This is a genomic window from Pseudomonas helleri, from assembly GCF_009600315.1.
Lineage (GTDB): Bacteria > Pseudomonadota > Gammaproteobacteria > Pseudomonadales > Pseudomonadaceae > Aquipseudomonas > Aquipseudomonas helleri_A.
Genome location: NZ_WIWC01000008.1, coordinates 140142 through 153448, shown reverse-complemented (window position 1 = coordinate 153448; position 13307 = coordinate 140142). Strand labels below are relative to the sequence as shown.

Annotated in this window: 8 protein-coding genes and 2 pseudogenes; 4 read left to right on the top strand and 6 right to left on the bottom strand. The window is 50.7% G+C overall.

The features are described from left to right. Nucleotides 1-291 precede the first annotated feature (291 nt). From GHN86_RS07640 to GHN86_RS07630, 3 genes and pseudogenes are all read right to left on the bottom strand, one after another. Nucleotides 292-1128 carry a hypothetical protein gene (locus tag GHN86_RS07640; protein ID WP_153386318.1) on the bottom strand — a complete coding sequence of 279 codons (837 nt, stop codon included), beginning with the start codon at nt 1126-1128 and terminating at the stop codon, nt 292-294. A gap of 57 nt (nt 1129-1185) precedes the next feature. After that, a complete protein-coding gene (locus GHN86_RS07635) occupies nt 1186-7572 on the bottom strand; it encodes a transcriptional regulator (protein WP_228389602.1) in 6387 nt (2128 codons plus the stop codon). A 132-nt stretch (nt 7573-7704) separates the two neighbouring features. Beyond that, nucleotides 7705-8588, bottom strand: a pseudogene (locus GHN86_RS07630) (IS3 family transposase); the annotation flags it as partial. A 255-nt stretch (nt 8589-8843) separates the two neighbouring features. On the opposite strand from GHN86_RS07630, the gene ttcA (GHN86_RS07625) reads away from it, so the two are divergent. The 3 genes and pseudogenes from ttcA (GHN86_RS07625) (at nt 8844) to GHN86_RS07615 (ending at nt 11296) form a co-directional block, all read left to right on the top strand. Beyond that, complete coding sequence (gene ttcA / locus GHN86_RS07625) at nt 8844-9737, top strand: tRNA 2-thiocytidine(32) synthetase TtcA (RefSeq protein ID WP_153386314.1); 894 nt, start codon at nt 8844-8846, stop codon at nt 9735-9737. 166 nt (nt 9738-9903) lie between these two features. Beyond that, a pseudogene (ttcA, locus tag GHN86_RS07620) lies at nt 9904-10608 on the top strand (tRNA 2-thiocytidine(32) synthetase TtcA); the annotation flags it as partial. Between the two features lie 16 nt (nt 10609-10624). After that, the gene (locus GHN86_RS07615) at nt 10625-11296 is read left to right on the top strand and encodes a DNA-3-methyladenine glycosylase I (protein ID WP_153386311.1); all 672 of its coding nucleotides are present in this window, start codon (nt 10625-10627) and stop codon (nt 11294-11296) included. On the opposite strand, the gene GHN86_RS07610 is transcribed toward GHN86_RS07615, so the two are convergent. From GHN86_RS07610 to arsC, 3 genes are read right to left on the bottom strand one after another with little or no spacing between them, the layout of a single operon-like run. After that, nucleotides 11280-11711 carry a DUF2069 domain-containing protein gene (locus tag GHN86_RS07610; protein ID WP_323369081.1) on the bottom strand — a complete coding sequence of 144 codons (432 nt, stop codon included), beginning with the start codon at nt 11709-11711 and terminating at the stop codon, nt 11280-11282. The genes GHN86_RS07615 and GHN86_RS07610 overlap by 17 nt on opposite strands. Beyond that, entirely contained in the window at nt 11704-12309 is a 606-nt protein-coding gene (gene wrbA / locus GHN86_RS07605; RefSeq protein ID WP_153376907.1) for an NAD(P)H:quinone oxidoreductase, read from the bottom strand. Before wrbA ends, GHN86_RS07610 begins: the two co-directional genes overlap by 8 nt. Further along, entirely contained in the window at nt 12306-12659 is a 354-nt protein-coding gene (gene arsC / locus GHN86_RS07600; protein ID WP_153376908.1) for an arsenate reductase (glutaredoxin), read from the bottom strand. The genes wrbA and arsC overlap by 4 nt, the downstream gene beginning before the upstream one ends. A gap of 126 nt (nt 12660-12785) precedes the next feature. Here arsC and GHN86_RS07595 point away from each other — a divergent pair, with 126 nt between their 5' ends. Next, nucleotides 12786-13250, top strand: coding sequence for a TlpA disulfide reductase family protein (locus tag GHN86_RS07595; protein WP_153376909.1), 465 nt, complete (start codon nt 12786-12788; stop codon nt 13248-13250). The last annotated feature ends 57 nt before the right edge of the window (nt 13251-13307 follow it).

Below are 13307 nucleotides of genomic sequence, written 5' to 3'. Positions count from 1 at the left end.
GCTCCAGAAAGAAAATCGGGAGCACAGCATCGGGGGTCAGCTAAGCGCTTTGAATATGGGGTTCATGGAGCGCTTACGATGGTCGCCCCTTGGGTGAGAGCTTCGAAGCCCGGGGTTTAGGATTTGATCTGGGAAGAGCTCAGGTGGTCTTTGCCGTTGATGAGTTGGGCCATGTTCGTACTCCAGTTCGTGAGCAATGGAACGTATACTGGTGCGAGCATGCGAGTGCCAGCCCCCCCCAACCTGGATTGCAAGAGGTGAGCGAGGCGAGCGACCTCAACTACATGTTATTTAATATGACGTCTTGATCTCTTCGAGAAGGTCAGTGATTCTGATATCAGAGGCTTTGCCCATTAGGAAGCGCGTTGTATAACGATCAAGCAAATCTTGGCTCGGCGCTATGTACTGCTTCACTTTGGCCCTGTATTCTTGGATTTTTCCCTGATCCTCTTCTAACGCAGTCTCCATTACCTGGGTAAGTAGATCCTCTCTTCTTTGTTGACCTCCAGCCCCTTTGCATTGCTCCTTAATATATCTGCATAGTGTTATTAATAAAAACTCTACACTATGGAAATACTTGAATTCTTTCCCGAGCCTCTGACATGCGTGAGCTAATGAACCTGACGAAAATAGCTCTCGATAAAATTCTGGTATTCTGTCCTCAATGTGTCCAACTGTTACTTCCTCTTCTGGTGCAATTAGGCACAAAAAAGGGGCGGTTTTTTGGAGGCTAATTGGCAGGATTGCTCGTAATCCATGGCATGCGGTAATTACAACAACCAGTTCATTCTGAAGTTTTGTGTTCAGAATTCTTAGGCTGTCGATAACTGACACCCAGTCAATAAATTCACCCGTGTGACCAATCTCCAAGCCGTGCTCTTGGGAACCGTGCATGTCAAAATGGATAATTGGTCTGAGTCCTTCATCAATTTCGTGATTGATATTTTTTAGCAATTGAAAGTAACCATCGCCACCCGTTATTGACCCGTGCGTAGAATTAAAATTGCCTCCGTTGTTGGAGACGTCGTATATGGCCTCTTTTAAACGACGAGTTGTTCCTTCTTCTCCCTTCCTAGCGCTCGTTATTAAATATACAGTATTGACATTAAAGGGTATTGATAGGTTCATGTTGATGGCTTTTGCTTATTAAGCGCGCGTGCGCAAAGTCTATATTTTGATTTCATATTAATCATTCTCGTGTAGTTCATTCGTTAGGCCGCGATAATATGTAAAATTTAAGGACTCTGTTACCCGTACAACGGCCGTTGTGTGTTTGAAATGCGAAGAGCGATCGCCGAATCCTGGTTCATACTGGCGCAGGACTACTAAGAGAACAAGATGCGCGTTATTCGCGGCAAGGTAGTTTCGAATTAGGTCGGACCGGCATAGCATGCGAGTTCCGCTCGAGTGATCTCCTTCATTGCGTTGGGCCTCTTGGCACCAAGCCTCGCACCGCATAAGAACAAACCCAGACGGGTCGGCCCAACTGCGCCCATACGGGTCTTGGGGAGTGATTCGTGCAAATGCATTCACGACACTGGACAGCTTTCTACGCTCAGCAGCGTCGACGACTCCGAATGGATCGGTCTCATCAATGCCAGCATCTGAGCTCGTATTGACGACCCAAGGCACAAATGGAGGGTGCGCTAGCTCGGTTGCAGGGTTCGTATCGTCGTATTCGTCCAGACGCGGTATATAGGCTTGAAAAGGGTCCAGGGTAGCTAAATTGGATGATACTGTTGAGCTCTCCTCGGCAGAGACCAATGCAGAGTTGATGTGAATGTCAATTCCGTCGACTGACTTCCAGTCACCATCAACCACCATCCAGTCGCCCACATCTATATCGATGCCCAGCAGGGATTGAAGCTTGCTAGGCTCTCCCGTTATGCCCACTCTGTTTCCACTTACATCACGTAAATTAATTCGTGTTTCCGCAGGCTGCCAATCCGTTCCATCCGCCAGCCAGAGTCCATCTTTACGAGTCAAAACTCGCCGATTCAGCCATTCATACCAAGGGTTACCCTCATCATATGGCCGCCGAGATACCGCATATTTGGCAAGAAAATCACCGGCTACCCCATGTAGGGCATGCCAACATAACTGCCCTCCGTAGGTATGCTGATCAGCAGAGAAGTTAATATGTCCACCACGACGATATACAGATCGCCCACCTTGATCCGACATGTGTGTGATTTCAGCATCGTGCTTTCTCACCCATTCATTCATCGCATCTGCCGTAAACCAGTACTCTTTACCGAATACGTCTCCTAAATTAGAGACGTCGGATTTACCAAAGTCGTATTCAAGATGTAGCTCCTTTAGTGGCTTGAGCGTGCCTTCTGGGCGGGATTTGTAAAAAGAACCACCGAAATACTTTTTTGTCTCATGTAGTAAATATTGCGAATGGTTGACATGCTGAAGCCCGTTTAACGTTGTTTGACTAAGATTTAGATGTCCGCCGCGGACACAGATGAGTAGGGCTTCCGCTGCGAAGTGTTTGAAAAGCACGTGAGGGTCTACGGTGCTGAGAGCTATTCGCTCAAGAAAATCGTGATGTTTAGCGACAGCTTTGGGTTCATCGAGAGCAATTCTGGCCAATGCTATCAGTAGCCAAAGCTTTGCGTGTAGATGAAAAAAAGGTAACTCCTGTGCTTGAAAAGCATCTGCGCAGGTCATAGTAAATTTCATTACCGTCTTGTCCAAAATTTCCGATCGGCCAAGTCGTACGGCTACTCTAAGGCTATGAGCCGCCATCCATCGCCTCTCAGCCTGAGCAGATCCCAGTGCAAACCAAATAAGCCCCGCTGCGACTTCCGTTTGAATGTCTAGCGGGTAAAGAGCAGATCGCCACGCTCCATCCACTACAGAAGACGCAAGTTTGGCTGCTCCAGTATTAAGTAGCCTCTGCAAAGCAGTCTGGCCAATACCACTCGCAGCCATAGTATTTATAGCCGATGCAAGGGCCAACCAAACGGATGCTGATACTTCAGCATCCGGACGACAGAATTCCCTTATCAAAGCCAATATAATGGAATGACGATCGACTTCTGAAAGCTTTGAGAGTTCAGCGATATCTGAGGTAGATAAATAATCAAATGAAACGAACTCCGAGACGTGCTGGCGAATGATGATCTCGGCGCAGCCGGTTAGGGTGATAACAACAGTATTCGACGCCTTAGACCAAGCCTCCTTGCACGCGCTAAGTATGCGCAGTTTTTCATGAAGTACCAATTGACCTTGGCGAGCGATCAATGTGAGATATTGAGGCCACTCGCCATATGGAACCTTTACCTGTAATTGCTCGAAAAAATCGCGCTGATCCCCCCACCCCGACCCACTCAGACTTTTTAGTTCCTCCATTGCATTTGCGATGGAAAGCTCGTCTACGGGGTCTGTCTTGATCACAAGTGACGTGAGTAGCGACTCGGCGGCGACCTTAGCCTGTTGTCGTCTCTGAATATCTGAAACAGGTTGTGAAGTTCGCCAATTATTCAGGTCATTGAATTCTCGTGTAGACACCTCAATTTGATCAGCCATGGCGGACAGGTAGCCATACTTATTTGAATCGCCAAAGGTAGACTTTGCTAAACGCGCCAATGCCCGCGGTACTGCTGCCCCAAATCCGTTAGGATTGTTTTGCTTGTATTGAGTGATCAGCTCCTCCGTCAAGTCTTCTACATGATCTACCTGCTGGCTTTCCAGCGACTCCACTAATTGCTCTGTACCACAAACCCATAGTTCTACTGGACTGGAAACGCGCAGAATTGCTGTGGCAATCGCGGGATCTATTTTCCTGCAATGGATCAACGCTCTGACATAGGGGAGTAGTGTGTAATCCAATGAGATCCTACCGCGATCCTCCCAGCGCGCTAGTTTGGCGAGCCCCTTGAGCCCTGAGACTTTGGCCATCGCCATGCCATACATTCCCCAATTGAACTTGTTTTCCTCGCCAAGATTCAGTTCGCAGATATTGGAAAGCGTATGACTGTCCTCGTCGGAAAGCTCTTCTCCTTGCAGAGAACTCGCAAACTGCATCAATTCGTTCACAAACTTATAATCACCAGAACCGACGGCATCCATTTGCTCTAGCCCACGGTGGAAGTAGTCCGTCGACTCGTGGCGGCTGGCTGGTGATATCGCTCTAGCCAGGTCTGCGAAAAATGACGCTCGTAGACTGACGTCATCGGCTTTCTCAATTGCCATGTTTACTTTTATGGCAGTTGTGCCTGCCAAGATATGAAGCGCAGGTCGGACGGCTAGCACGCTGACAATGTCGATGGCGTGCGAGACATTTGTAATTCCACGAGCCTCCACTGCTTCTAGGTATTTGACGACCTCTGCCTGATCTAGAGACGGATCTGCTTCGAATGCTAACGTTAGAAGCCGTTCCGATACTTCAAAACGTTGTCGTTGTGCATCGACCCCACCAGATCGGTAGTCTTTACGATTGAGAAGATCGGGCCAAAGATCAATTAACGGGCTCAATCTTCTTACCGTTTTCTTCCGTTGATTGAAGCACGCTGCAAATGCGATGGAAATTTGTAACCAGTGCTCCAGTTGGTCTGAAAGGAAGCGCATGGCAGAGCTTTTTGTGTCCGCAGTAATTTGCTTCTTTCCACTGCATTCGGTGTGCCCGTCCAAAGATCGCTTTTCGAGCTCTAACTTCATTGCTTTTTTGAAATCCACCCCCTGAAGCTGGGCTGGCAGATTCACGACGAGCTCAGCTAGTTCTTGAGGTAGCAGGTGTCGCTCTATGACATCTTCATCAGATGCCACGCAGAGAAGCGCCTGTAATGCCAGAAATGAATGAATCTCCTCGGACCAGTAGGTGCTCATATAGACGTGCAAAGAAGGTGCAGGTATTTGCAACGCGTATAGGATGATGCGGGCCTCTGCTTTCATGCCCCGCACTAAGGCGATCGATGCGCTTCTCAACAACCCGCGGATTATCCGCCCCTTCTTTGAATCGTACTGTTTCTCACCTAGCCGGACTTTCTCTACCTTCCCACAAGCTTGAGCGAGTCTGCTAATTAGCAATTGCTGAAGGGATTTTTCCTCTTCAACAAAGGGGATAGAGGCTGCAAGCACTCCTGGCCCCAACAACGTTGACGTCAGAAAAGTGCGAATGACGTCCTGTTGGACAGTCCCGACATGAACACCAAGGCGTAAGAGGGGAAGCAATAACTCAGCAACGTCAAATGCGAACCAATCTACCCATCGCGACATATCCTGTGCTGCGACCTCACTTTCCCCTTTGACCAGATGGCAGAAAGGAATAGCTGCCATATCCAATGCAGTCGGATCTGCCATTTCTCTTTGATGCTGATGCTGATGCTGATGCTCAAGCCAGTGAGCTCTCCATTCGAGAACCCTTTGAGAATGGTGATAAGCATCTGCCAAATCACCATCAAGGCCGTAGGCGATTGCCAACCTCGAATGGCGTGTACCAGGCCAGTTTGTGCGTAACTCAAAAAGACGCCGTATGGAGTCGGCATCATTGGAAAGAACTGTAAGATCAGGATTGTCGAGGATGTAGCTGGTACCACGCTGATCCATCGCTGCAAGTGTCGAAAGCTCAACAAGAAGAGGTACAAGTCGATTTACCTCATTCCTGTCAGCTGCATATGCAGATGCAGCTCGCAAACGCGCATGCCTGATGGACTGTCTACTCACGGCACTCTTTATAGCTGCCGGGATCCTCTCGTCGAAGGCAAGCTCGAACAGTTTCTCACCATCCTCTAATTGCTGTAGCAGATAAGGTAAGGTGATCGCTGCATAGATCGACGTTGCCTGCATGCCAAGAAGGTTTCTAGCGAGCCCCCGTAGCGTCTCTTTGTCAGCGCAGTATTGTTCTCGAATCAGGGTCTCTGTCGGTTCATCGCGAAACATAAGTCCATGCTTCGTCTGCTCAAGCAACGGGGACAAGTCCGCGGCGAAACTAGCGATCGCACCTTCGTCCAGTCCGCTTGCTTCCGCAAATTCTCGTAAGGGGACTGGAGGCGGTAAAGATGCCAAGCCGGCCAAGAAGGCGTTGATGGCTGCGTCTTGATACCCCTGCTTTCGCGCCACTTTTAGCGCGTCTTTGATTCGCTTGTGGAGTAAATCATCAAGTTGAATGACTTTATTAATTTCGGATGAGGCGAGAAGAGTGGCGCCATCCGACACCAAGTGTTCGAGAACTCGAGCGTTACCGCGCGACCTGGACTGTGCAACGTGAACCCTGGCTTCAGTGTGCCCATTGAGACGGTGGCGCAAAAACTCGCCAGTTTCTTGGATAGTGAATGGCTTTAACTCGAACTCTTCACATGCAGCTCCACCGGTCGCAGCCAGACGTCGATGAGTGCGCGAACTGACAATCACTTGTACTCCCGTGAGCGGTCCGCTGTGACTTATGCTTGCGAGCAGCAATTCTGGAAAAGATGGTTCACCTCGGTCTTTTGCCTGTTCGCCGGCGTTATCGATCGCGTCGAGCAATATGATCAGTTGTCGATCAGTCGTAACTCGACGGACAGTCTCTGCTGCTTGGCCTATTTTCAGCCGAAAGGCACGGATCAGGTCATCGCTATTGTCCGTACCCGGTAAAAGCGGATCACACAAGCCGCGACACGCGAGTTCATTGACGATATGGACTAAGCCTTTTCTCGGCAGATGCCTTGCATCCCCGGGAGCACGATACTGTCCCATGCCGAAACAATCGAAGAGTACTATTTCATGCGCATTCGCAAGCCGACTCGCGATCGAATTCATGAAGACGGTCTTGCCAACTCCCCCGTCCGCATAGATGACCAGTGGACTATCGAGTAGTGAAATTTTCGCTACGACCTCGGACAGTTGGCTTCGTTCGAGGACTGGCCCGACGTTTGGAAAGCTAGCTGGGCATGGTAGTAGATCGTTTTCATCTTGCAGCTCAAGGGCGGTAAGAACGTCAGCGCGCGATATGACATTCCGATTCTGGTTTGCCAGGTTGGCCTTATCCCGCGCAAGTTCTCGGATAGAATTGAGCCGAACTCTCGCGAGAGGGTCGCGGGCAGCAGACCAGTCCGCGAGTGCTATCGCCAATCTATTCTTGCTTTCTCGCAAGTCGCCCCTAACACCAGTGAAATTAAGACGGCAAATAAACTCAGCCATATCCTGGCCTTGAAGGTTGCAAGCCGCCTGGATTTGGTCTGCCTGGTCTTTCACAGTGCCACGCAGTGCAGCACCCGCAATCATTCCTGCTATCGCGTCGTGCAGTTCGGCCAAAATAGGACGGTTGGTGACCAATTCAAATCGGAGTTTTGCCCGTACCTGTTCGGTGCCATGCTTTCTCTTGTGAGACCGATATGTCTTAGCAAATTTTTCAATCGTTTTTTTTGCGTCGGCCGCCCGAAATGGCTTGTCCTCGGAAGCTTTCGAGTACTTGACTTGAACCACCACGACCTGACTCGCATGCTCAAACGAGGAGCGATCCCCATAGTACAAAACGGCGTCTGCGATTTCGTTTCCTGCGTCTTCCGCGGTTTTTTGGTCAGCTGGAGAAAAACCCTCGATCGCCAAGCCAATGAAATCGTCTTTCGGCAGCAGTAAACCCAAACATTTTCGTGCTACCCAAGCCTCATGAAATTCATGACCGTCTCTTGACGCTCGAACACTGTCGTAATTATCGCGTATTTTCGTCATTGTGATCGATTAGCTCCCTGCCAAGACTAAATAGCCCCGGGTTTTCTAGACACTTTCCAAGCTCGCGGTGTAACGCTTTTCAAACTCTACCGGGGACAGCTGATTGTTGAAACCATGACGACGTTTTGTGTTGTAGAACATCTCGATATAATCGAACACATCGCTACGAGCATCTTCCCGTGTGATGTGGGTTTTTCGCCTGATCCGTTCTCGCTTCAAAAGCTGGAAAAAGCTTTCTGCGACAGCATTATCAGGGCAGTTGCCTCGATGACTCATGCTGGCAACCAAATTGTTCGCCTTCAAGAAACTACGCTAATCTGAGCTGCTGTACTGGCTGCCTTGGTCGCTGTGAACTATCACCTTTGTTTCGGTTTACGCCTCCAAACGGCCATCACTAATGCATCAATGGCCAAATCGCTGGTCATCTGCGGTTTCATTGACCAGCCAACTACTTGGCGAGCAAAAAAGTCCAGTACCACTGCCAAATACAGCCAGCCTTCATTCGTGCGGATCTAGGTGATATCAGTGACCCAAACCTTATTGGGCTCCACCACATCAAACTGGCGTTTCAATAAGTTGGGTGAGGCTACCGTTGGTTTACCTCCGTACTTCCTTGGACGTCGGCGGTACCCTGTCTGAGAACGCAGACCTTCAATACTCATCAATCTGGCGAGCCGATGGCGACCGCAAGCCTCGCCGACTTCATGCAAGTCATCATGGATTTTGCGATAGCCATAAACGCGACGCTCTCCAGCCATGAATGTTTTATCCGCCCCAACAGGCGCTGGTCGTCTTTGGCGCGCGCTGATTGCGGTTCGGATAACTTCGCGTAGTAGCACTGGGGTGGATTTTGAGCGTCAGGAAAAGCCCTCGAACGGAGTAGTCGGCAGTCTGCAGCTTGATAAGGCGTACTTCAATCGCACTCCCTGTCTACGAAACTAGATGCTAGTCAGGTCAGGACGCACTTAAAACGTAGACGCAATCTTGTTATGATGCAGTCAAGTCAGATATCGTTAGCTTTATCTATTTTTCGAGTTTTAAGCGTTTAGATAAGATGTTAGTTGTCTGGGCTAATGAAAATAATTTGTCGTGCGTTTTCAGTTTTTAGTTTTTGCATTAACTAGCTATTTTGATTCATTGGGATTATTTATAGTTTTCTAAATTGTTAGTCGGAGCTTAAAGCCATGATGATAGATGAAAGTACAGCTCAATTAAATAAGGCGGCAGAGCTTCGTCGTAAAAAGCTGCGCGGCAATGTCGGAAAGGCTGTTGTAGATTACGCAATGATTGACGACGGCGATAAAGTTATGGCGTGCGTAAGTGGCGGCAAAGATTCATTTGTAATGCTAGATGCGCTGCTACATCTTCAGCGCGTTGCGCAAATAAAGTTTAGCGTTGTAGCCGTGAATCTTGATCAGAAGCAACCTGGGTTTCCTGAGCATATTTTGCCTGAGTTTTTTGAGAGTAAAGGGATTGATTATTATATAATTGACAAAGATACTTATTCAGTCGTCAAGCAAAAGATCCCTGAAGGTAAAACAACCTGCTCTCTTTGCTCAAGACTCAGAAGGGGGACGCTATATAGTTTTGCCGAGGAAATAGGGGCGACTAAATTGGCGCTTGGACATCATATGGATGATATGGTTGAGACCTTGTTTCTCAACATGTTTTTCCAAGCGAAGATGAAGGGGATGCCGCCTAAACTGCTCAGTGACGACAAGAGGAATATCGTTATTCGGCCGCTCGCCTATTGCCGAGAAAAAGATGTAGCGAAGGTCGCTGCTGATAGTGGGCACCCGATCATTCCATGTAATCTCTGCGGCTCACAAGAGAATCTCCAAAGGAAAAAAATCAAATCGATGATTGCGGAGTGGGACTCGGTAAATCCCGGATGCGTGGAAAATATTTTTCACAGCTTACAAAGCGTAAACCCTTCCCAGATAGCCGATCGCAGTTTGTTCGACTTCGTAAATCTGTCTATTGACAGATCGGAAGACCGGCCGCCCTACAAGTTTGAAGGCGCAACGGTTTCTTCTTCCCGCGTTGAAAATTGGATAGATGTCGTCCAGGTTTTGTAAAGGTTCAACGTCGTTTTTGTGAAGTAAGGGTGGCTATGGAGTTCGGGAAACCATGATAATTTACATTGTCGACTTTTTTTGTAAAGAATGTTATTCGTAAAACGTCGTAAAATTATATAGTTACGAGCATGAGTGTAATGTTTACTAGTATATCCTTGAGCTATAAGGCAAAGACAGTTACACGCTGTTGGACGTGTTGCTGCACCTGCAAAAGGTTGCGCCAATCTCGTTCGAAATTGTCGCCGTGAACATGGACCAAAAACAGCCGGGTTTTCCAGAAGACGTACTGCCCGCGTACCTGAAAGCCTTGGGTGTGGCCTATCACATCGTTGAAAAAGACACTTATTCGGTGGTCAAGGAATTGATCCCGGAAGGCAAGACCACCTGTTCCCTGTGTTCACGACTGCGCCGTGGCACCTTGTATACCTTTGCCGACGAGATTGGTGCGACCAAGATGGCACTAGGGCATCATCGAGATGACATCGTTGAGACCTTTTTCCTCAATATGTTCTTCAATGGCAGCCTTAAGGCCATGCCGCCCAAACTGCTGTCCGATGATGGTCGAAATGTCGTGATCCGGCCGCTGGCGTACTGCAACGAGAAAGACATTCAGGCGTATTCGGACTTGCAGCAGTTCCCGATCATTCCCTGCAATCTGTGCGGTTCCCAGGAGAACCTGCAGCGCCAGGTGGTCAAAGACATGCTTCAGGAGTGGGACCGCAAGACGCCGGGACGCACCGAGAGTATTTTCCGCAGTTTGCAGAACGTTAACCCGTCCCAGTTGGCGGACCGTAATCTGTTTGATTTTGCCAGCCTGAAAATGGATGAAACGGCGACGCCGCGTTTCGTCAATCTGCTGAACCTGTCGTAATTCAAGAGGAGAGGGCATGCGCGACTACACATGGCTGCACGAATACTGTTTGAACCGCTTTGGTTCTGTAGCCGCTCTGGAAGCCGAGTTGCCCATACCGCGAACCCCGGCGCAATTACGGGCCATTCCCGACGACCGATATTTGTCGACCCTGGCTTTGCGGGTTTTTCGAGCCGGGCTCAAGCACAGTGTGGTTGACGCCAAATGGCCGGTATTTGAAGAAGTGTTCTTTGGTTTTGATCCCGAAAAAGTCGTGTTGATGGGCGCGGAACACCTTGAGCGTCTGATGCAGGATGCGCGGATTATCCGTCATCTGGGCAAGCTCAAGAGCGTGCCGCGCAATGCGCAAATGGTGTTGGACATCGCCCACGAGCACGGCAGCTTCGGCGCATTTATTGCGCAGTGGCCGGTGACCGACATTGTGGGGTTGTGGAAGTACCTGGCCAAGCACGGGCATCAGTTGGGTGGGCTGTCGGCACCGCGCTTCTTGCGCATGGTGGGCAAAGACACCTTCGTGCCGAGCTACGACGTGGTGGCGGCGCTCAATGCCCAGAAACTGGTCGACAAGGCGCCGACCAGTTTGAGGGATTTGGCCATTGTGCAGAATGCCTTCAATCAGTGGCACGCCGAAAGCGGTCGGCCGATGTGCCAGTTGTCACAGATGCTGGCCTTTACGGTGAATCACTGACTTGGCTGCCTTCGCCCGACAAGCGCCGATCTAACTGGTAGCGCCAGCGGACATACAGCATGGCGCTGATAAACACCGCCACGCTCACGGTCATTTCCAGTAAGCCGAAGAGCTGGCGGTTTGGGTCAAACGCCGCCAGTGCGCCTTTTATCAAGTACAGATTGATCACGTAGCAGGTAAAGGAGTGGCCCCGTGTGCTGCCCAGCAACATGCCGGGCAGCACAATCATCAAGGGCACCAGTTCTATCAGCAGGATCACCCACGGGCGGGCGCCATGCAGGTTGGCGAATACCAGATAGTAAACGCACAGCAACCCGATCAGGCCCAAAAAGCACACCCGGCTCAAGACCCGCATCAGCTTCACCCGTGGCGCCAACCACGCGATGGAGGGCAGCACCTTGGGCTTTTTAGCCACGGTTGTGGTCCAGCTTAATGGCCGTTTCTGCCAAACGCTTGCCGAGCGCCCGGCACAAGGCTGCTTCATGGTCGTCCAGTTTGCGCTTGCCGTCGGCGCCCGCGTGATGGCTAGGGCCGTAAGGCGTGCCGCCGCCTGTGGTGTTGAGCAGTGCCGACTCACTGTAGGGCAGGCCGGTTATCAGCATGCCGTGGTGCAGCAGCGGCATCATCATCGACAACAGAGTCGTTTCTTGCCCGCCGTGCAGGCTGGCCGTCGAGGTGAAGACGCCAGCCGGCTTGCCCACCAGCGCGCCGGTCAGCCACAGGTTGCTGGTGCCGTCCAGAAAGTACTTGAGCGGGGCTGCCATATTGCCAAAGCGGGTGGGGCTACCCAAGGCCAAGCCTGAACAGTGCTTCAAGTCATCCAGACTGGCATAGACCGCGCCTTCGGCTGGAATGTCCGGGGCTACGGCTTCGCATTCGGCAGAAATGGCCGGGACAGTGCGCAAACGCGCTTCCATGCCCGCCTGTTCAATACCGCGGGCAATGTGCCTGGCCATTTGAGTGGTCGATCCATTGCGGCTGTAATACAGCACCAGAATGTAAGGCGTGCTCATGACACAAGCTCCAGGATTTTTTCCGGTGGGCGACCGATGACGGCTTTATCGCCCGCGACCAGAATGGGCCTTTCGATCAGCTTGGGATGGGTTGCCATCGCCGTGATCAGTTGATCTTCGCTGAGGCTGCTGTCGGCAAGGTTAAGGGTTTTGTAATCCTCTTCACCTGTGCGTAGCAATTGACGTGCGCTGATGTTCAGTTTGCGCAGCAGGTCGGTCAGTTGTGCGGCTGTCAGCGGAGTGTCCAGGTAGCGTACAACCGTAGGCGTCAGGCCTCGGGCTTCGAGAAGTTCCAGCGCACCGCGCGATTTCGAGCAGCGCGGATTGTGATAAAGCGTCAGATCGGTCATGTGCGGGTCGCTTCTTGCGTAAGGTGGCGGCTATTCTACCCGTCTGACGAGTCTGCCTGAACCGTGCGCGGTTATTCAGCGCTGTCACTGGGCTTTTTGAGCGAATTTACTGAGAAGGATCAACAGATGTTTAAGCGAATCATGGCGGTAGTTGCTGTCGCTGCTACTTTACTGCTAGCCGGTTGTGGCAATGATTACGGGGTCGATCAGCATGGCCAGAAGATCCCCTCGGAACGTTTGGACAAGCAGTGGAAGGTGATCAACTACTGGGCCGAGTGGTGTGGGCCTTGCCGCATTGAAATCCCGGAACTGAATTCGCTGGAGCAGCAGTTGCAGGGGCAATCGGTGGGTGTATTCGGGGTTAACTTCGACGGCTTGCAAGGCAAGGAGCTGAGTGATGCCAGCGCCGCGATGGGCATCACCTTTACCGTACTGGCGCAGGACCCGGCGGATCACTTTGATTTGCCGCGCAGTGAAGCGTTACCGGTGACATACATCATTGATGAAAAGGGCAAGGTTCGCGCACAGATGTTGGGTGAGCAGACGGCGGCCGGGGTGTTGGCCAAGATCAAAGAGCTTAGAGGGCATTAAAGCTCAGCCAAGAGCCCCTCACCCTAACCCTCTCCCGAAGGGAGAGGGGACTAAAGT

Bases quoted from the DNA above. Each gene is read 5' to 3' on its own strand.
- ttcA (WP_153386314.1), top strand. From the start codon at position 8,844: ATGATGATAGATGAAAGTACAGCTCAATTAAATAAGGCGGCAGAGCTT.
- GHN86_RS07640 (WP_153386318.1), bottom strand. From the start codon at position 1,128: ATGAACCTATCAATACCCTTTAATGTCAATACTGTATATTTAATAACG.
- GHN86_RS07595 (WP_153376909.1), top strand. From the start codon at position 12,786: ATGTTTAAGCGAATCATGGCGGTAGTTGCTGTCGCTGCTACTTTACTG.
- arsC (WP_153376908.1), bottom strand. From the start codon at position 12,659: ATGACCGATCTGACGCTTTATCACAATCCGCGCTGCTCGAAATCGCGC.
- wrbA (WP_153376907.1), bottom strand. From the start codon at position 12,309: ATGAGCACGCCTTACATTCTGGTGCTGTATTACAGCCGCAATGGATCG.
- GHN86_RS07615 (WP_153386311.1), top strand. From the start codon at position 10,625: ATGCGCGACTACACATGGCTGCACGAATACTGTTTGAACCGCTTTGGT.